The 18,230-nt window shown below is 71.0% G+C and carries 15 protein-coding genes; 4 read left to right on the forward strand and 11 right to left on the reverse strand.

Annotation, left to right across the window (positions count from 1 at the left end; translation table 11 throughout):
- Window positions 1-525: 525 nt before the first annotated feature.
- From typA to IO24_RS0105655, 3 genes are all read right to left on the reverse strand, one after another.
- The gene (gene typA / locus IO24_RS0105645; RefSeq protein WP_031132489.1) at window positions 526-2,433 is read right to left on the reverse strand and encodes a translational GTPase TypA; all 1,908 of its coding nucleotides are present in this window, start codon (window positions 2,431-2,433) and stop codon (window positions 526-528) included.
- A 167-nt stretch (window positions 2,434-2,600) separates the two neighbouring features.
- Window positions 2,601-3,248 carry a hypothetical protein gene (locus tag IO24_RS0105650; protein ID WP_031132491.1) on the reverse strand — a complete coding sequence of 216 codons (648 nt, stop codon included), beginning with the start codon at window positions 3,246-3,248 and terminating at the stop codon, window positions 2,601-2,603.
- 115 nt (window positions 3,249-3,363) lie between these two features.
- A complete protein-coding gene (locus IO24_RS0105655) occupies window positions 3,364-5,550 on the reverse strand; it encodes an ABC transporter family substrate-binding protein (RefSeq protein ID WP_031132493.1) in 2,187 nt (728 codons plus the stop codon).
- Window positions 5,551-5,840: 290 nt separating this feature from the next.
- Here IO24_RS0105655 and IO24_RS0105660 point away from each other — a divergent pair, with 290 nt between their 5' ends.
- Genes IO24_RS0105660 through IO24_RS0105675 form a run of 4 tightly spaced genes read left to right on the forward strand, consistent with a single transcriptional unit; the run spans window position 5,841 to window position 9,755 of the window.
- Entirely contained in the window at window positions 5,841-6,131 is a 291-nt protein-coding gene (locus IO24_RS0105660) for a hypothetical protein (protein WP_031132495.1), read from the forward strand.
- A gap of 57 nt (window positions 6,132-6,188) precedes the next feature.
- Window positions 6,189-7,025 carry a hypothetical protein gene (locus tag IO24_RS0105665; RefSeq protein WP_031132496.1) on the forward strand — a complete coding sequence of 279 codons (837 nt, stop codon included), beginning with the start codon at window positions 6,189-6,191 and terminating at the stop codon, window positions 7,023-7,025.
- A 16-nt stretch (window positions 7,026-7,041) separates the two neighbouring features.
- Entirely contained in the window at window positions 7,042-8,982 is a 1,941-nt protein-coding gene (locus IO24_RS0105670; RefSeq protein ID WP_031132498.1) for a fumarate reductase/succinate dehydrogenase flavoprotein subunit, read from the forward strand.
- Complete coding sequence (locus IO24_RS0105675) at window positions 8,979-9,755, forward strand: succinate dehydrogenase/fumarate reductase iron-sulfur subunit (protein ID WP_031132499.1); 777 nt, start codon at window positions 8,979-8,981, stop codon at window positions 9,753-9,755. Before IO24_RS0105670 ends, IO24_RS0105675 begins: the two co-directional genes overlap by 4 nt.
- A 19-nt stretch (window positions 9,756-9,774) precedes the next feature.
- Here IO24_RS0105675 and IO24_RS0105680 read toward each other — a convergent pair whose 3' ends face one another.
- From IO24_RS0105680 to IO24_RS0105715, 8 genes are all read right to left on the reverse strand, one after another.
- Complete coding sequence (locus tag IO24_RS0105680) at window positions 9,775-10,878, reverse strand: glycoside hydrolase family 18 protein (RefSeq protein ID WP_045295970.1); 1,104 nt, start codon at window positions 10,876-10,878, stop codon at window positions 9,775-9,777.
- 67 nt (window positions 10,879-10,945) lie between these two features.
- Entirely contained in the window at window positions 10,946-11,521 is a 576-nt protein-coding gene (locus IO24_RS0105685; protein ID WP_031132503.1) for a GNAT family N-acetyltransferase, read from the reverse strand.
- A 31-nt stretch (window positions 11,522-11,552) separates the two neighbouring features.
- On the reverse strand, window positions 11,553-14,189 hold the full coding sequence (locus IO24_RS0105690; RefSeq protein ID WP_031132505.1) for a SpoIIE family protein phosphatase: 2,637 nt from the start codon (window positions 14,187-14,189) through the stop codon (window positions 11,553-11,555).
- A gap of 252 nt (window positions 14,190-14,441) precedes the next feature.
- Window positions 14,442-14,885 carry an ATP-binding protein gene (locus tag IO24_RS0105695; protein ID WP_107062900.1) on the reverse strand — a complete coding sequence of 148 codons (444 nt, stop codon included), beginning with the start codon at window positions 14,883-14,885 and terminating at the stop codon, window positions 14,442-14,444.
- Between the two features lie 124 nt (window positions 14,886-15,009).
- Window positions 15,010-15,465 carry a (deoxy)nucleoside triphosphate pyrophosphohydrolase gene (locus IO24_RS0105700; protein ID WP_031132509.1) on the reverse strand — a complete coding sequence of 152 codons (456 nt, stop codon included), beginning with the start codon at window positions 15,463-15,465 and terminating at the stop codon, window positions 15,010-15,012.
- Window positions 15,466-15,524: 59 nt separating this feature from the next.
- Window positions 15,525-15,719, reverse strand: coding sequence for an SPOR domain-containing protein (locus IO24_RS0105705; protein ID WP_031132511.1), 195 nt, complete (start codon window positions 15,717-15,719; stop codon window positions 15,525-15,527).
- 350 nt (window positions 15,720-16,069) lie between these two features.
- Window positions 16,070-16,822 (reverse strand): GntR family transcriptional regulator, encoded by a 753-nt coding sequence (locus tag IO24_RS0105710; protein WP_031132514.1) that lies wholly within the window; start codon window positions 16,820-16,822, stop codon window positions 16,070-16,072.
- Window positions 16,823-16,969: 147 nt separating this feature from the next.
- Window positions 16,970-18,088, reverse strand: coding sequence for a DUF4190 domain-containing protein (locus tag IO24_RS0105715; RefSeq protein ID WP_031132517.1), 1,119 nt, complete (start codon window positions 18,086-18,088; stop codon window positions 16,970-16,972).
- Window positions 18,089-18,230: the final 142 nt, after the last annotated feature.

Below are 18,230 nucleotides of genomic sequence, written 5' to 3' on the forward strand. Positions count from 1 at the left end.
AATTGTCAGGTGCCCCCGCGCTCGTGAGTCGGCGCCGCCTCCAGCGAGTGACCCGTTCATCCGAGCTCTACGCGCCTAACTATCTGCCAAACGCCGAGACCGAACCACACTCTCGAGGTCTCGGTTCGATCACAGCTCTCGCCTACATCTTCCAAAATCCGGACAAAGGGTTTGGTGAAAGATCCCTGCGAAACGGACTTGTTACACATCTATCGGTGCCGGCTGTCCGCATTCCGGACGCGAGAGTGAGATAAACCGCTTGCGACGTACCGTGGGTCCCGTGCAGGGTGCCACCGGAGTCTGTCGCGCGCTCAAGAAGCTTGCGCGGTAAGGCCGTTGCGCGTTCCCCGAGGTTGGGGAGGCGTGGCGCTTCCGGAGCAGGGTAATGGGAGAAAACCGCCCCTGACGGCTGTCACCGGCAAATCGAGGGTTTTCCCTACCCCTTTCCTCTGCGTTGCCTCCCCTTAAGACAACGGCACCGGGCACCCCGCCCATGCGGGGTGCCCGGTGCCGTTGAGTAAGGCGTCAGCCGTGCTTGGCGCGGCTCGCGGCGCGGGCGCGCTCGCGGGCGTCCAGGTTCACCTTGCGGATGCGCACGGCCTCCGGGGTGACCTCGACGCACTCGTCGTCGCGGCAGAACTCCAGGGACTGCTCCAGCGACAGCTTGCGCGGCGGGACGATCGCCTCGAACGAGTCGGCCGAGGACGACCGCATGTTGGTGAGCTTCTTCTCCTTGGTGATGTTGACGTCCATGTCGTCGGCGCGGGAGTTCTCGCCGACGATCATGCCCTCGTACACCTCGGTGCCCGGCTCCACGAACAGCACGCCCCGCTCCTGGAGGTTGGTCATCGCGAACGCGGTGACCGCACCGGAGCGGTCGGCGACCAGGGAGCCGTTGTTACGGGTCTGGAGCGTGCCGAACCAGGGCTCGAAGCCCTCGTGGATGGAGTGGCCGATGCCCGTGCCGCGGGTCTGGGTCAGGAACTCGGTCCGGAAGCCGATGAGACCGCGCGAGGGTACGACGAACTCCATGCGGACCCAGCCGGAGCCGTGGTTGGACATGTTGTCCATGCGGCCCTTGCGGACACCCATGAGCTGCGTGACGGCGCCCATGTGCTCCTCGGGCACGTCGATCGTCATGCGCTCGACCGGCTCGTGGACCTTGCCGTCGATGTCCTTGGTGACGACCTGCGGCTTGCCGATGGTCAGCTCGAAGCCCTCCCGGCGCATCGTCTCGACCAGGATGGCCAGCGCCAGCTCACCGCGGCCCTGCACCTCCCAGGCGTCCGGCCGCTCGGTGTCCAGCACCCGGAGGCTGACGTTACCGATCAGCTCGCGGTCGAGGCGGTCCTTGACCTGGCGGGCGGTGACCTTGCGGTCCTTGACGGCCGCCTTGTTGTCGGCGCCCTTGCCGGTGGCGCCACGGCCGACCAGCGGGGAGGTGTTGGTGCCGATGACCATGGAGATCGCGGGCTGGTCGACCGTGATCAGCGGCAGCGCGACCGGGTTCTCCGGGTCGGCCAGGGTCTCGCCGATCATGATGTCCGGGATACCGGCGACCGCGCAGATGTCACCGGGGCCGGCCATCTCGGCCGGCTTGCGGGTGAGCGCCTCGGTCATCATCAGCTCGGTGATGCGGACGTTGCTGACGGACCCGTCGCGCTTCATCCACGCGACCGTCTGGCCCTTGCGCAGCTCGCCCTGCTCGACGCGGAGCAGCGCGATACGGCCGAGGAAGTTGTCGGCGTCCAGGTTGGTGACGTGGGCCTGGAGCGGGGCGGCCTCGTCGTACGTCGGCGCCGGGATGTGCTCCAGGATGGTGGAGAAGAACGGCTCCAGGCTGGTGGAGTCGGCGGGGACCGTGCCGTTGTCCGGCTTGGTCAGCGAGGCGATGCCGTCGCGGCCGCAGGCGTAGACGATCGGGAACTCGATCTGCTCCTCGTCGGCGTCCAGGTCGAGGAAGAGGTCGTACGTCTCGTTGACGACCTCGTCGATCCGGGAGTCCGGGCGGTCCGTCTTGTTGATGCACAGGATGACGGGCAGCCGCTGCTGGAGCGCCTTGCGCAGCACGAAGCGGGTCTGCGGCAGCGGGCCCTCGGAGGCGTCCACGAGCAGCACGACACCGTCGACCATCGACAGACCGCGTTCGACCTCGCCACCGAAGTCGGCGTGACCGGGGGTGTCGATGATGTTGATGGTGATGACGTCCCCCCCGTCCTTCGGGTGGTACTTCACCGCCGTGTTCTTGGCCAGGATCGTGATGCCCTTCTCACGCTCCAGGTCGTTCGAGTCCATCATGCGGTCGTCGACGCCTTCGAGCTGGTGCGCGGCGAAGGCACCGGCCTGCTTCAGCATGCCGTCGACGATGGTGGTCTTGCCGTGGTCGACGTGGGCGACGATGGCGACGTTGCGGATGTCGTGGCGCGTGGCCATAAGAAGGCGTACTCCCGGAGTGTGAGGAATGCCCTGCGCGTACATCGGTGGTGCGCGGGCCCTGCCGGGCTCAACATGCCACGGCCTCACCCCATGGTACGGGGCCGCGGCCGCAGGGGTTAGCCGGGCTATGCCGGTGCAGGTCAGGCCCTGTTTCGAGGGGCTGATCAGGCGCAGGAGCGCCGGGTGACCTCCCTGGCCAGAGCCGAGTCCGGGCGCTCGTCGCAGTCGGTCAGGCCCGCGAGGTCGACCGTCCAGTTCCGGGCGTGGCCGGAGACCGTCCTGCCGTCCGGGCACGTGTAGCGGAAGTCCGCCGACACCTCCCTCACTCCGGCGTACTGGACGAACTCACCCGCCGCGCGGGGCGTGACGCGGTCGTCGTCGAGCTCCGGGGCCGGTTGCCGGACGTCGGTGAACGACCAGGTGTCGCCGCCCGCCTCGGCCAGGGTGCGCGCGTCGGAGTCGATCTCGCCGGTCCTCTTGCCGAGCGAGAAGAGGATCTCCGCGGCGGGCGGGGCCGGTCCGTCGGCGCGTACCGAGGGGCTGGGGGTGTGCACCCGCCGCACCGGGTTCTGCAGGGCGCCACCGCCCCTGCCGAGCCGCTCGGGGCCGGAGACGCCCGTCAGCCGGTCGCGCTCCGTGACATGGGACCAGGTGAACGTGCCGTCCGCGCACGCCTTCGTCACGGCCTGGCCGGCCTTGCGGCCCTGGTCGGCCCGGTCGCCGCCCGCGCCCCCCGTGCACGCCGTCAGCCCCGTGACCAGTGCCCCGATGACCAGCCCGGCCGTGCGGGCCCGCCGGTTCGTGCCGCGCATCCGTCGGCTCCTGTCCCCCCGTGTGCGGACGCCCGGCGTCCGCACCATGATCGCTGCTGATGTCATGGTGCGGACGCCGGGCGGGGAACGGCAAGGCGTTTGAGCGTTCCCTGAGCTACCGGGCGCCCGAGTCCTTCGCCGAGGGGCCCGACGCGGGCTTCGCGCCCTTCTTCAGGAAGCCCATGTCCTCGTAGACCGGCGTGCCCAAGCCGAAGGCGCCGGCGTTGACCAGGTTCTTGCGGGCCGCCAGGAGCTGGGGGCGCTGGAAGAGGGGAATCGAGCCGGCGGCTGCCCAGATGCGGGAGTCGGCCTTGCGGATCAGGGAGCGGGACTCGCCCTCGTCGAGGGTGGCCACGGCCTCGTCGAAAAGCTGGTCGACCTGGTCGGTGCCGACGCGCGTGTAGTTCTGCTCGACGTTCAGGGAGCCGTCGGCGGCCGGGACGGGCTTGGCGTAGACGGGGCGGGCGTCGGTGGCGGGGAACGCCGTGGCGGGCCAGGAGTACAGAGCGAGGTCGTACTGGCCGGAGGCGATGTGGTCCTTGAAGTAGGACTCGTCGGAGACCTTGGAGATCTCCGTGCCGATGCCGACGCGCTCCAGCATGCGGGAGATGCGGTCCGCGACCGTGCGCAGCGTCTGGGAGCCGGGCCCGGAGGGGAGCACGAAGCGGAGCGTGAGGGGCTTGCCGTTCTTGGCGAGCGGGGCGGCCTCCTGGTTCGCCGGGGCGGCGGTGCCCTTGGGGGCGTACGCGCCGGGGGCGCCACCCTGGTGCGGCGGCTTGTACTGCTTGCCGTCCTGGGCGAGGTGACCGGCGGGGTCCGGCCCGCGGTGCGCCTTGTTGTCCTCGCCGACGACGTACGTGCCGTCGTCGTCCGCCTTCTCCTCGGAGTCGCCGGTGGCCTTCTCGCCCTCCGGGCCGGCCGCCTTCTCCTTCTTCTTCTGCTCCTTGACCGGACCGCCGCGCACCCACCCGGCGTCCGCGAGCAGCGCCTGGGCCTCCTTGGTGTCCTGGCCGCCGAGGGCGCCGCTGTTGTCGGCGTAGTGGGCCTGGCCGGACAGGGCGAGGTGGCTGCCGACCGGGACGGCGGGCAGGCCGAGGGGCTTGAGGACGACCTGGGCGAGTTCCTTGCGGTCCAGTGCGCGGGCTACGGCCCTGCGCACGCGTTCATCGGTGAGCGGGCCCTCGGCACCGTTCAGGGCGAGCTGGGTGAAGGCGGGCTCCAGGGACTTGCGGACCTCGAAGCCGCTGAGGGCCTGCTGCTGCCGGGCGTACTTGGCAACCGCCTTGCGCAGCTTCTTGCGGGCGACGGTCTCCTCGTCGGCGGCGTCGTCGTCAGAGCCGTTGGCGACGGCCCAGGAGCGCAGGGAGTCCGCGGCGGACCGGTCGGCGCCGGGGCCCATCAGCGGGCTGCCGGAGCTGTGCGGGCGGGCGGCGACGGTGATGCGGCGGGCAGCGGCGGGGTCGATCTCGGCCAGGTCGAGGGTGCCGGCGGCCAGTTCGGTGGCCCGCTTGTCGCGCGGGACGGTGCGCAGCACGATCTCGGAGAGCTTGGCCGGCTCGCCCCACCAGCGCGGGTTGCGGGCGAGGGTGATCTTCCCGTCCTCTCGGTCGGCCTTCTTCACCGTGAAGGGGCCGGCGGTGACCTTGAGCTTCTTGCGGGCCCCGTCGTTGAAGGAGTCCGGGGTGCCCATGACGTCCTTCGGGTACAGCGGCGAGAACAGCGAGCGCCAGTCGGCGTAGGGCCGGCTGAAGGTGACCCGGACCTCCAGGGCGTTGTCGCCGCGCTCGATCTTCTGGATGCGGTCGTAGCCGGCGTTGCGGGCGGTCCAGTAGGCGGTGTCCTTGCCGGACAGGGCGCGCCACTGGGCGGCGAAGTCGGCGGCGCCGATCTCCCGGCCGTCGCTCCACACGGCCTGCTGGTTGAGCTTGTACAGGACGACCTGCTTGGGCTCGGTGTCGACGACCTTGGCGGACTCCAGGTAGTCGGGGTTGCGCTCGGGGCGGCCGGAGGCGTTCATGCGGAACATCGACGGCAGGACGGCCTGGGCGACGCGGGTGGTGGTGGCGTCGGCGTCCGACTGGAACGTGTTCAGCGTGTCGGGTACGGAGTCGACGGCCCAGCGCAGGGTGCCGCCGTCGGTGATCCGGGCGCGGGGGGCGGGCTGGATGTCCTGCCCGGCGAGCGGCTTGCCGGACGGGTCCTCGGAGCCGCATCCGGCGAGCGCGGGCACCGCGAGCACTCCGGCGGTGAGGAAGGCGACCGAGCGCGTGACCGCACGCGGGCCGACGCCGTGCTGGGACATCTGTGCTACCTCCGGGAAGCCGCGGGCGTTATGATCACTTTTGGCGGTATTTGGTGTTCATCTGATGTATGCGGCCACTGAAGAGGAAAGGGTTCGGCAACATAGAGCGACACGGCGGTCACGGGTGGGAAGTCACCCGTGCGGCGTAATGCACACCGCACGGTGCACCCACACGCCTCGGCCAATCGATGCACATCCCTTCACAGCACAAGGTGTGACGCGCAACACTCGCAGGCGCATGAACGTTGCCGCCTTGGGCCGCGAAGGACCCGTGGAAGTGAGGGCAAGTCATGTCCGTTCACGACGAACTGACGTCAGTCCAGCGCACCCTCGACGACCTGTTCCGGTCGCTGGGGCGCCTGGAGAAGCAGCTCGGCACCGGCGGCCTGGAGATGCGCCGCGTCCGGGCCGACGCCAACCACCTGCGCGAGAGCGTCGCCCTGCTGCGCGACGCCGCCGCGTCACCGGCCGCACCGAAACGCCCCGAGCTCGTCACCATCTCCGACACGCCGTACGACTCCGCCCTGTGGAGCGACTCGGACGACGAGGGGCTCGGCGCCCGGGACCGGCGCGCTCCCTGACCCGGGGAGGAGTCGAGCGCGACCGGCACCTCCCCCGAACCCGACCGGAGTCGTCACGTGGCCACTGGTACGGAACCCCCTGCCACCGAACCCAGACCTGAGAGCGGCGGTGTGCGGGGCGGTACCCGCGCCGCGATCACCGCCCCGCACCTGCGCACGGACCGCTGGTGGCTGGCCCCGGCCGGCACGGCCGCGGGCCTGCTGGCCTTCATCGTCTACTCGACCTGGCGTGCCTTCGCCGGCGCGGACTACTACGCGGCGCCGTACGTCTCCCCGTTCTACTCGCCCTGTCTGGCGGAGAACTGCGAGCCGATGAAGGCCGGCCCCAACTGGGAGATCTTCGGAAACTGGTGGGGGATCTCCCCCGCGATCATCATCCTGATCTTCCCGCTCGGCTTCCGCCTGACCTGCTACTACTACCGCAAGGCCTACTACCGGGGCTTCTGGGCGTCCCCGCCGGCCTGCGCGGTGGCCGAGCCGCACAAGAAGTACACCGGTGAGACGCGCTTCCCGCTGATCCTGCAGAACATCCACCGGTACTTCTTCTACGCCGCGATCGTGGTCGCCGGGATCCTCACCTACGACACCGTGCTCGCCTTCCGCGACGAGACCTACGCGTGGGGCCACATGGGTCTCGGCACCCTCGTGTTCCTGGCCAACATCGTGCTGATCTGGGCGTACACGATCTCCTGCCACTCCTGCCGGCACATCGTCGGCGGCAAGCTCAAGCACTTCTCCAAGCATCCCGTGCGCTACCGGATGTGGCAGTGGGCGGGAAAGCTCAACGCCCGGCACATGCAGCTCGCCTGGGCGTCGCTGGTGAGCGTGGCGCTCGCCGACTTCTACGTCTACCTGGTCGCCTCCGGTGCCTTCGACGATCCGCGGTTCTTCTGATGAGGGGTGCGTTCTGATGTCCGTGGTCGACCGGCAGGAGTGGGACGTCGTCGTGGTGGGCGCGGGCGGTGCCGGACTGCGCGCCGCCATCGAGGCCCGCGAGCGGGGCGCCCGTACGGCCGTGATCTGCAAGTCGCTGTTCGGCAAGGCGCACACGGTGATGGCCGAGGGCGGCATCGCGGCGGCGATGGCCAACGCCAACGAGAACGACAACTGGCAGGTCCACTTCCGCGACACCATGCGCGGCGGGAAGTTCCTCAACCAGTGGCGGATGGCCGAGCTGCACGCGCAGGAGGCGCCGCAGCGGGTGTGGGAGCTGGAGACCTGGGGGGCGCTGTTCGACCGCACCAAGGACGGCCGGATCTCCCAGCGCAACTTCGGCGGCCACGAGTACCCGCGCCTCGCACACGTCGGCGACCGCACGGGCCTGGAGCTGATCCGCACCCTCCAGCAGAAGATCGTCTCCCTCCAGCAGGAGGACCACGAGGAGACCGGCGACTACGAGTCCCGGCTGAAGGTCTTCCAGGAGTGCACGGTCACGCGCGTACTGAAGGAGGACGGACGCGTGTCCGGCGTCTTCGGCTACGAGCGCGAGTCGGGCCGCTTCTTCGTGCTGGAGGCACCCGCCGTGGTGATCGCCACCGGCGGCATCGGCAAGTCCTTCAAGGTGACGTCGAACTCGTGGGAGTACACCGGCGACGGCCACGCGCTGGCCCTCCTCGCGGGCGCGCCCCTGCTGAACATGGAGTTCGTGCAGTTCCACCCGACCGGCATGGTCTGGCCGCCCTCGGTGAAGGGCATCCTCGTCACCGAGTCGGTGCGCGGCGACGGCGGGGTGCTGCGCAACTCCGACGGCAAGCGGTTCATGTTCGACTACATCCCCGACGTCTTCAAGGAGAAGTACGCCGAGACGGAGGAGGAGGGCGACCGCTGGTACGAGGACCCGGACCACAACCGGCGCCCACCCGAGCTGCTCCCCCGCGACGAGGTCGCGCGGGCGATCAACACCGAGGTGAAAGAGGGGCGCGGCTCGCCGCACGGCGGCGTGTTCCTCGACGTGTCGACCCGGATGCCCGCCGAGGTCATCAAGCGCCGGCTGCCGTCGATGTACCACCAGTTCAAGGAGCTGGCCGATGTCGACATCACCGCCGAGGCCATGGAGGTCGGGCCCACCTGCCACTACGTGATGGGCGGGATCGCGGTCGAGTCCGACACGGCGGCGGCGCGCGGGGTGCCCGGGCTGTACGCGGCCGGTGAGGTGGCCGGTGGCATGCACGGCTCCAACCGGCTCGGCGGCAACTCCCTGTCCGACCTCCTGGTGTTCGGCCGCCGGGCGGGCTGGCACGCGGCCGAGTACGCGGCGGAACTGGCCGGGGTCCGGCCCGTCGTGGACGACGGCCAGATCGACTCGGCGGCTGCGGAGGCCCTGCGGCCCTTCTCGGCGGAGGCGGAGATCGAGGAGCCGGCGGGCGGCCCGCCGGAGAACCCGTACACCCTGCACCAGGAACTCCAGCAGACGATGAACGACCTGGTCGGCATCATCCGCCGTGAGCCGGAGATGGAGCAGGCCCTGCAGAAGCTGGCCGAGCTGCGGCTCCGGGCGCGCCGGGCCGGGGTCGAGGGGCACCGGCAGTTCAACCCGGGCTGGCACCTCGCGCTGGACCTCAGGAACATGCTGCTGGTCAGCGAGTGCGTGGCGCGGGCCGCGCTGGAGCGCACCGAGTCGCGCGGCGGCCACACCCGTGAGGACCATCCGGGGATGGACCGCACGTGGCGGCGGATCAACCTGCTGTGCGCGCTCACCGACCCGACGGGCACTCTGGCGGCGACGGACCCGGTCCGCGGCCAGATCACCCTCGCCCGCGAGACCACCGAACCCGTCCGTGCCGACCTGCTCGCCCTGTTCGACAAGGAGGAGCTGGTCAAGTACCTCTCCGAAGAGGAGCTCTACGAATGAGCGGCTATACGGCCCACTTCAAGGTGTGGCGCGGAGACGTGAGCGGCGGCGGCCTGGAGGACTTCGAGGTCGAGGTCAACGAGGGCGAGGTGGTGCTCGACATCATCCACCGCCTCCAGGCCACCCAGACGCCCGACCTCGCCGTGCGCTGGAACTGCAAGGCCGGCAAGTGCGGTTCCTGCTCGGCCGAGATCAACGGCCGGCCGCGGCTGATGTGCATGACGCGCATGTCGGTGTTCGACCGGGAGGAGACGATCACGGTGACGCCGCTGCGGGCGTTCCCGGTCGTCCGCGACCTCGTCACCGACGTCGGCTTCAACTACACCAAGGCCAGGGAGGTCCCGGCGTTCGTACCGCCGGCCGGGGTCGCTCCCGGCGAGTACCGCATGATGCAGGAGGACGTGGACCGCTCACAGGAGTTCCGCAAGTGCATCGAGTGCTTCCTGTGCCAGGACACCTGCCATGTGGTCCGCGACCACGAGGAGAACAAGCAGGCGTTCGCCGGGCCCCGTTTCCTCATGCGGGTGGCGGAGCTGGACATGCACCCGCTGGACGCGGCGGCGGAGTCGGGCCTGGACCGCAAGACCACCGCCCAGGACGAGCACGGCCTGGGCTACTGCAACATCACCAAGTGCTGCACGGAGGTCTGCCCGGAGGGCATCAAGATCACGGACAATGCGCTGATCCCGCTGAAGGAGCGGGCGGCCGACCGCAAGTACGATCCGCTGGTGTGGCTGGGCTCGAAGATCAGGAGGCGCTCTTCAGCGGGCTGAGAGTGCGGCTCGGGCCTGGTCAGCGCACCCAGTCCTCCTTGTAGGCACGCCAGTTGGCTTCGGTCGCGGCGAAGTCGATGTACAGCGCCACACCGAAGTTGGCCCGGTCCGCGTCCGTGCGGGACAGGCCGAGGCGGACGCCCCGGACCGCCGCGGGCACCGTCTCGGCGTGGCCCCAGTGGTCGAAGTTGCTCTCGTAGTAGAAGGGCAGGCCCATGAGCAGGTCGGTGGACTTCGGGGTGACCTCCAGGGCGAGGGAGGTCTGCTGGGCGACGTAGCCGCCGTAGGTGCCCTCCAGCGGCTGCGCGGTGTCGTACGACATCACGGCGATCTGGTCGACGCGGCGGGCGACCTGGCCGAAGAACTCCTGCGACCACCACTTGGGGTGTTCGGTGAACAGGCCGAACACGGTGTGCAGGGCGGGAAGCGGGTCGATCTGGTGCGCGGCGACGGAGAGCCGGGCGTCGCGCGAGCGGGTCTCGCGGCGCAGGGCGTCGAGCAGGGTGAGGTAGTCGCGGTCGTCGGACGGCATGGGCTCCAGGTCGAGGTGGATGCCCTCGTAGCCGGTGTCCAGGACCTGGCGGGCGGAGCGGACGACGGCGGAGCGGGTGTCCCGGTCCGCGATGCGCATGCCGTCGGAGTCCTCGTCGGCCAGGACGTCACCCAGGAAGGCCTGCACCCGCACCCCGGGGAGCTTCTCGTGGACGGCGTCGATGAACCAACGTGCCTTCGGATACACCGACTCGGGCAGTGTGCCGTCGTGCTCCAGCGGGCCCGAGTGGACGTACAGGTCCCGGATGCCGGTGCCTTGCAGGCGGCGGGCCAGGGCGGTGACGTCGGCGTCCTTCTTGCGCCCGTCGACCCAGGCGTGGCCCAGCCAGAGGGCGTCGCGGTTGCGGGTGTGGGTGCCGTCGGCCGGGTCGCCCATGTAGGTGACACGCAGGGCTGTCAGAACGGAGAGAAGAGGGAGCAGGAGGAGCAGAGGGAGGGCGATGGCCGTGCGTCTGACCCAGCGCCGGCGCTTCCCGCTTCCTTCACCGCCGGGTGCGGAAGCCTCCGGCGGGGCCGTCTCACCATCGGCGTCCGTGGCTTCGTTCGAGGTGGTGCCGTCCGCATGGACCATGCCGTCTCCCCCGGTGGTGCGGTGGGTATTGCCGGGGATGACGATCAGCACGCCCGTTCGGTTGCGATCAGCCGGCGCGTTCCGCCAGGTGCCGTGTGTGCAGGTGCCCCTCCAGGGGCCACGCGGGCGGCTGCGCCGGCAGGACGGCGGTGAGTGCGTAACGGCACTTCTCCGCCACCCGGCAGGAGGCGGTGTTGTCGGCCTTGTGGCGGAGGACGAGGCGGATCAGGCCGTCGCAGGCGAACGTCGCGCGGGCCCAGTCGGACAGTGCGTCCAGGGCGCGCGGCGCGACTCCCCGGCCGCGTGCGCGCGCCACCGTCCAGTAGCCGACCTCTGCGGACGCGGCGCCGGGGACGACGTCCTTGAGCACCACGTGACCGGCCGGCAGTCCGCCCACCGAGGGACCGACCTCCTCGACGGCGAACGCGAAGCGGCGGCCCCGCTCCCACCCATGCCGCTGCTCCCGCAGCCACCGCGCCGCACTCGGCTCGTCGTCGATGGCGAAGGACGTCCAGCGGCGCAGGGCCTCGTCGCCGCTCAGGGCGGATAGCCCGGCCGCGTCCGCGGGGCTCCACGGACGCAGGACCAGGGCGGGGGCCGTCGGTGTCGCGGCCACCTCGAGCCGGGTCGTGATCTCGGGCACAAGGCGATCGTACGGTGGTCGCCGGGCGCTCTCAGAACAGGCTCAGCAGGGCCTCCGCCGGGTCCGTCAGGCTCGTGTCGCCTCCGGGCAGGGGCAGTTCGAACCACACCGTCTTGCCCCGGGGCGTGCGGCGGGAGCCCCACGCGGCGCTGAGGAGGCCGACGAGCTGGAGGCCGCGGCCGCCCTCGTCGGTGTCGCGGGCGCGGCGGCGGCGGGGCTGGACCAGGCCGGAGTCCCAGACCTCGCAGACCAGGGTGCGGTCGAGCAGGAGGCGCAGGCGGATCTCGCCCTCGCCGTAGCGCAGGGCGTTGGTGACGAGTTCGCTGACCAGGAGCTCCGTGGTGTCGACCAGGGGTTCCATGTCCCAGGCGAGCAGCTGGGTGCGCGCGTACTCGCGGGCCCGGCCCACGCTGCGCGGCTCGCGCGGCAGGGTCCAGTCACCGACGGATTCCGTGGGCAGCCCTTGTACACGTGCCATCAGCAGCGCGATGTCGTCCTCGCCGTGGTGGGTGTCGAGGGTGTTGAGGACGTGGTCGCAGACGTCCTCCAGCGGCTGGGTGGGATCGGAGAGGGCGCTGACGAAGGCCTGCAGGCCCTCGTCCAGGGGGTGGTCGCGGCTTTCGACCAGTCCGTCCGTGTAGAGCGCGAGCAGGGCGCCTTCGGGCAGTTCGACCTCGACCTCCTCGAAGGGCTCGCCGCCGACGCCGAGCGGCAGGCCCGGCGGTACGTCGAGCATCAGCGCCGGTTCGCCCGGCTCGACCAGCGCGGGCGGCAGATGGCCCGCGTTGGCGAACGTACAGCGCCGGGTGACGGAGTCGTAGACGGCGTAGACGCAGGTGGCGAGGTAGACCTCCGAGAGGTCTGCCTCCCGGGGGCGGCGGGCCGCCCGGGTCGCCTGCTGCACCCCGCCGGGGGCGCCGAGGCCGCGGGCGATCTCGTCCAGCTGGGAGAGCACCTCGGCCGGTTCGAGGTCGAGCTGGGCCAGGGTGCGGACCGCCGTGCGGAGTTCGCCCATGGCGACGGCGGCGCGCAGGCCGCGGCCCATGACGTCGCCGACGACCAGCGCGGTGCGGTGCCCGGGCAGTTCGATGACGTCGAACCAGTCGCCGCCGACCTCGCTGGGCCGGCCGGTGTTGACGGTGCCGGGCAGGTAGCGGCAGGCGATGTCGAGGCCGGAGGCCTCCGGGTCGCCGGGCGGGAGCAGGGACCGCTGCAGTATCAACGCGCGTTCGTGCTCGCGGCGGTAGAGGCGGGCGTTGTCGATGCAGACGGCTGCGCGTGCCGCCAGTTCCACGGCGAGGTCGCGGTCCCGGTCGCCGAACGGCTCGCTGCCCTTCGTCCGGGCGAACTGCACGAGCCCGACGACGGTGTCGTGGGCGACCATCGGCACGGCGAGTGTGGACTGCACGAGCCCGCCGTCCTCGCCCGGGACGGTCTGCGGGCGGGCCGTGCGCAGGGCGTCCGCGCAGGGCGAGTTGAACGGATAGTGGTGGACGGCGCCGACCGCGACGGGCACGCCGGTGCCGGTGAAGGGCGCGTCGGAGACGGCGCTGGCGAAGGCGACGCGGCGCAGCTCGGCGCTGCCGTCGGCGAGTCCGGGCGGGGTCTCGTCGCCGGCCAGCAGGCCCTGGTAGAGGTCGACCGTGGCCAGGTCGCAGAAGCCGGGGACGACGACGTCGAGGAGTTGCCGGGCCGTGGTCTCCAGGTCGAGGGAGTTGCCGATACGGGCACCGGCCTCGTTCAGCAGGGCGAGATTGCGCCGGGCGGCGGCTGCCTCGCGGGCGGCGGCGCGACGGGCGGTGATGTCGGTGCCCAGCCAGGCGATGCCGATGGGGCGACCCGAACCGCTGTGTACGCGGTAGAGGTTGACGGACCAGTGGCGGCGCTCGTCAGAGCCCGGCACGAAGCCCGTGACGTGCATGTCGGTGATGGAGTTGCCGGTCTCCAGCACGCGGCGCAGGGTCGCGGCGACCCGCTCGGCCTCGCCGCGCTGGAGGTAGTCGTGGACGCCCTTGCCGCGGTGGTCGTCGGGCGTGCCGCCGAAGATGGACGCGAACCGCTGGTTGGCCCGGCGGACCCGCAGGTCGGGGTCGATCAGCAGGAAGCCGAACGGGGATTGACTGAAAATGGCCTGCGAAGCGGCGAGGTCGGTTTCGATGCTGCGCAGTGTGCGCACGTCGACGACGATGCAGACGGCCGCCTTGTCGCCCTCCTCGGTGCGCGTCGGCATGACGTACACCTCGGCGAGCCCTTCGCGGCCGCACTCCCCCTCGACGCCCTTCGGCATCCGGAAGGGCACCACGCCGGTCCACTCGCGGCCGTCGAGGATCTCGGCCATCTTGCGCATGCCGCGCTCGCGGTGGCGCGGGTCGATGAACGCCTCGATGGGATCCATGCCGACGGCGCGGCCGGCGGGGATGCCGAAGAGGTGCTCGGCGCGCAGGCTCCACTGCTCGACCAGCCCGTCGGGGCCGATGGAGAAGGACGCGACCTTGATGTAGTCGTAGATGGATCCGGGGGGACTGCTCTGCCACATGGCGTCCCCGTGCGGGACCCCGTCGACCGCGAGCGCACCTCCCACCGCGAAGGCCAGGCCGTCGGCAGCCCTCGCCCTCGCGCCCTCCGACGGGTCCTCCGACTCCGTGGCCTTCGCTGGTATCTCGCTCACGCGAACCGTCCCCTCCAGCTCACCGCGTCCGGCACCGGTCACCGGGGGCGGCTGCCCGCAGTATCCAGCACTACGGTGCCGCACAACACGGTGTTCACGATCACAGCACGGTCCCGATGGTTTTCGGTCCGGACCGTGACAACACTTCCAGTCTTCTAACCAGGGGACACGTCGTCGAACCCCGTCCGCCGGCAACCGCCACTGGCCTGAACCAATCGCTCTACAGCGGTAGGACGTACGTACACCGGATTTTCACTCCGGTACCGCGAGTTCGAACCAGACCGTCTTGCCCGTGACGCCGGGCCGGGTGCCCCACCGGCGGGAGGAGGAGGCCACCAGGTGCAGTCCGCGGCCGCTCTCGTCCTCGAGGCGGGCGGGGCGCTCGCGGGGCGGGTCCGGCAGGGGGTCGGAGACTTCGACCAGGAGGACGCCGCCCAGGCCGGAGGGGCGGACCAGGCGGACCCCGATGGGGCCCGTGGCGTGCCGCAGGGCGTTGGTGACCAACTCACTGACCAGCAGTGCCGCGAGGTCCGCGAGGCTGTCGAGGCCCCAGTCGCGGAGCCGGCCGCGGACGGCCTGGCGGGCGGTTCGCACGGCGCCCGGGTCGGCGGGAAAGATCCAGTCGGCGCAGTCACCTTCGGTGTCGATCACGCCGATCACTTCCCAGGCAGGAGCCCCGCCCATGTCCGGTTTCATGGGGTTAATGGGCACATACCCGATATCTGGGGCGGAGTATCGCGCGATGCGGCGCACTGTGGCACGAAAGGCGTAGCGGGCGCCGCTACAGCACTGCGTTGAGGCCGCACGCCCCCGGCCCGCTTCAGGCGCCGGGCTCTTCCAACCCGCCGGAGCCGGGGCCGCGGGAGCGGAGGCCTTCCACGGCTCCCAGGTGCGCGAGCGCCTGCCGTACGGCCGGGACGTCCTGGTCGAGCCAGTGGACATCCCAGATCTCGTCGGGGCCGAGCCAGCGCAGTGCGTCGTGGTCCTCCAGGGGCTCGGGGGCGGCGGAGCCGGGTCGCAGCCGGGCGGTCCACACCTGAAGGACGTAGGGCGCCCTGAGGGGCCACTCCCCCGGGACGCGCCCGCTCACCTCGGCGTCGACGCCGAGTTCCTCGCGCAGCTCCCGCACGAGCGCCGCGTCGGCCGTCTCCCCGGGCTCGACCTTGCCGCCGGGAAGCTCCCAGCGCCCGGCCAGCTCGGCGGGCGCGCTGCGCCGGGCGGCCAGCAGCCGCCCGTCCTCGACCAGCGCGGCACCTACGACGATCCGCTCACTCATGCGGGGAGCCTACGGGAGCCCCACCGACCTCCGGGCCACTCCCCGGGGCCCGCCGACGGTCAGTCGTGCGCCACGGCCGACCCGTTCTGACCGAGCCGCTCGACCCAGTACAGCTGCTTGTGGCCGCGACCGTCGAGGCTGTCCGCGATCTTCTGGGCCTCCGCCCGGGTCGCGTACCGGCCCACTCGGTAGCGGTTGCCGTTGTCGTCCTCTCGTATCACGAGCCAGGGAAGAGTGACCGTGCTGTCGTTCATCGCGCCCCTCCACTTCCCACCCGCGGCCTGTGCCGTGCCCCACCCGCTAAGGAAACCGCAATGCGCATATGCCCGAGCCTACGCCTAACCTTCACGGAGCGAATACGGCTTTTCACAAAGAGGTACGCAACCAGCCAGAACACAGGGGGCGCACGCCGACGAACGCGCCGTCGGTGTACCTCGGCGCAACCAACCGGAGGCATACCGCATACACGAACGCCGACCTGCGCGAACGACGACCGGCCCCGGGCCACGCGGCACCCGGGCCCGCGACCGTCCGCACGGCGACCGTGGAAGCGGGGCGCGCGCGGAGCGCGGGGAGCGCGCCGCGGGGCGGATGTGAGCGTTCGCTACTTGACCGGAAGGTGGTAGGCGACCCGGTACCGATCGGCCGGGATGACCACGTCGGCCGTCTCCACCGGGCGGCCGGAGGCGTAGAACGTGCGCTGGATGACCAGGACCACGTGCCCCGGGACGCCGCCCAGGACGAGCAGCTCCTCGGCGAGGCCGGGCCGGGCGCCGACCTCCTCCGTGACGTTGTCCACGATCACGTCGATGGCACGCATGCGCTCGACGACGCCCATGCCGCCGACCGGCCCCTCCTCGGGCAGCATCACGGGCGTACGCCCCGTCACGGCGAGAGGCTCCCAGGAGGTGGAGAGCATCATCGCCTCGCCGCCCTCGCGGTAGAGGTAGCGCGTGCACATGACCCGCTCGCCCGGCTCGATGTCCAGCCGCTCGGCGACCGCGACACTCGCCTCGGACTGCTCGCTGCTGGACTCCCAGGTGCCGCGGCCCTCACCGTCGGCCTGCTCCTGGCGGAACGGGGTGGCCCCGCCGGTCGGGCGGTAGCCGGAGCGGGAGATGCGCCGGGGCACGGGCCGCTCACGCACATACGTCCCCGAGCCGGAGCGGCCCTCGACCAGGCCTTCCGCCATGAGCACCTTGCGGGCCTCCAGCGCGACGGTGTCCGAGACCCCGTACTCCTGGCGGATTCTGGCCTGGGAGGGGAGGCGGGTGTGCGGTGGCAGCTGACCGTCGACGATCTTCTGGCGGAGATCACCCGCGACGCGCAGGTACGCCGGCTGCTCACCGAATGTCACTGGCCGCTCCCATCAGGTTGTACAGACAGCAACAGCGTGGCAACCCTAGGTTGTGCGGTGCAAGCAAAGGCCAGAGAATCACTCGATGTGATGACACGATGGCCCTGGGGGCTTTACGCAGGCGGTTTCTCCCCGCTATAGCCGCCGTCACACCTGCGCTTCGGAGTCTGAACTCTCGCGCTCCTCGGAGGCCGGCGGGGTCGCCGCCAGTCCGAGGGCCTTGCGCGCCGTGACGGTCGCCGGCCCGTCCACGGCCCCGTACGCCTTGTCGTAGTGCGTGTAGTACGTGTCCACGTCACCGGCGGTGCTCGCCCTCCGCCACTCCTCCCGGGAGTCCTCCAGGTCGTCGACCAGGTCGGCGACGGGCTTGCGGGCACCGGCCTGCCAGGAGTGGCCGCGCAGGGCCTCGATCTGTTCGCCGAGCACGTCGTGGACCTGGGTGGCCCAGGCCCGGTGGGCGGCGAGATCGTCGTCGGGGGTCTTCTCGGGCTCCTCGTAGAGCGCCGTGTCGAGGGCGTCGGCCGTCGACAGGAAGACGACCTGGTCGGTGTCGAGGGTGGTGGGGTCGCCGCGCAGGGAGCCGGTCAGCTTGGTCCCGGCCTCGGTGCTGCCGAAGAGGCAGGTGATCGCGCGGTCGCCGTAGCGCCAGCTCTCCCGGGACGGCATCAGGTAGTACACGTCGACATCGGCCGGCATCGCCCAGGTGTCCATCGCGTACTGGTCCTGGAGGGCATAGCACTTCTCGTCGGCGATGCCGGTGATCCTCGTGTCGCCCGGGAAGGCGCCGCCCGGCAGCGTGACGACCGCGAACACCTCACCGTCGTGCCCGCCCTTGCACGGCACCCGGTCGACGTCGTAGGTGTCGCCCTCCAGCCCGCCGGGCGCGTCGAAGCAGTCGCCCTTCTCCAGCGAGAGGCTCTCGTTGCCCTGCGCGCCGTCCTTGAAGCCCTCCCAGACCTTGTGCGCGGCTCCCGTGGACAGCACCACCGCCCACAGCACGATCCCTACGCAGGACAGCACGGCCCCCGCGATCGCCATGCCCCGTCCGCTCTGCCCGGACCGCCGGATCTGCCGCAGCGCGACCAGGCCGAGCACGAGCCCCGCGACGGGCAGGAAGCAGAGCACACCGAGCACGAGGGCGGCGACGGCCAGGGCGTTGACGGAGACGGGAGTGCCGTAAGGGCGGTATGCCTGTGGCCGGTCGGCGAGGGGCGGGCCGTACGGGCCCTGGGGCTGCCGGCTCCCAGGGGGCGGGGGTATCGACACGGGTACGGTGCTCCTGGCTGAGGCGGTGGGCGGGAATCCGTCGTACGGCTGCGCGCATCGTAAGCGGAGGGGTGAGACGACCAGAGCGACGGGCTGCTTCGAGCGTCCCTTCGGGGTTCTGGCGGTTCACCGTGAGAGCGGA

Source organism: Streptomyces flavovariabilis (assembly GCF_000725785.1).
Lineage (GTDB): Bacteria > Actinomycetota > Actinomycetes > Streptomycetales > Streptomycetaceae > Streptomyces > Streptomyces hawaiiensis.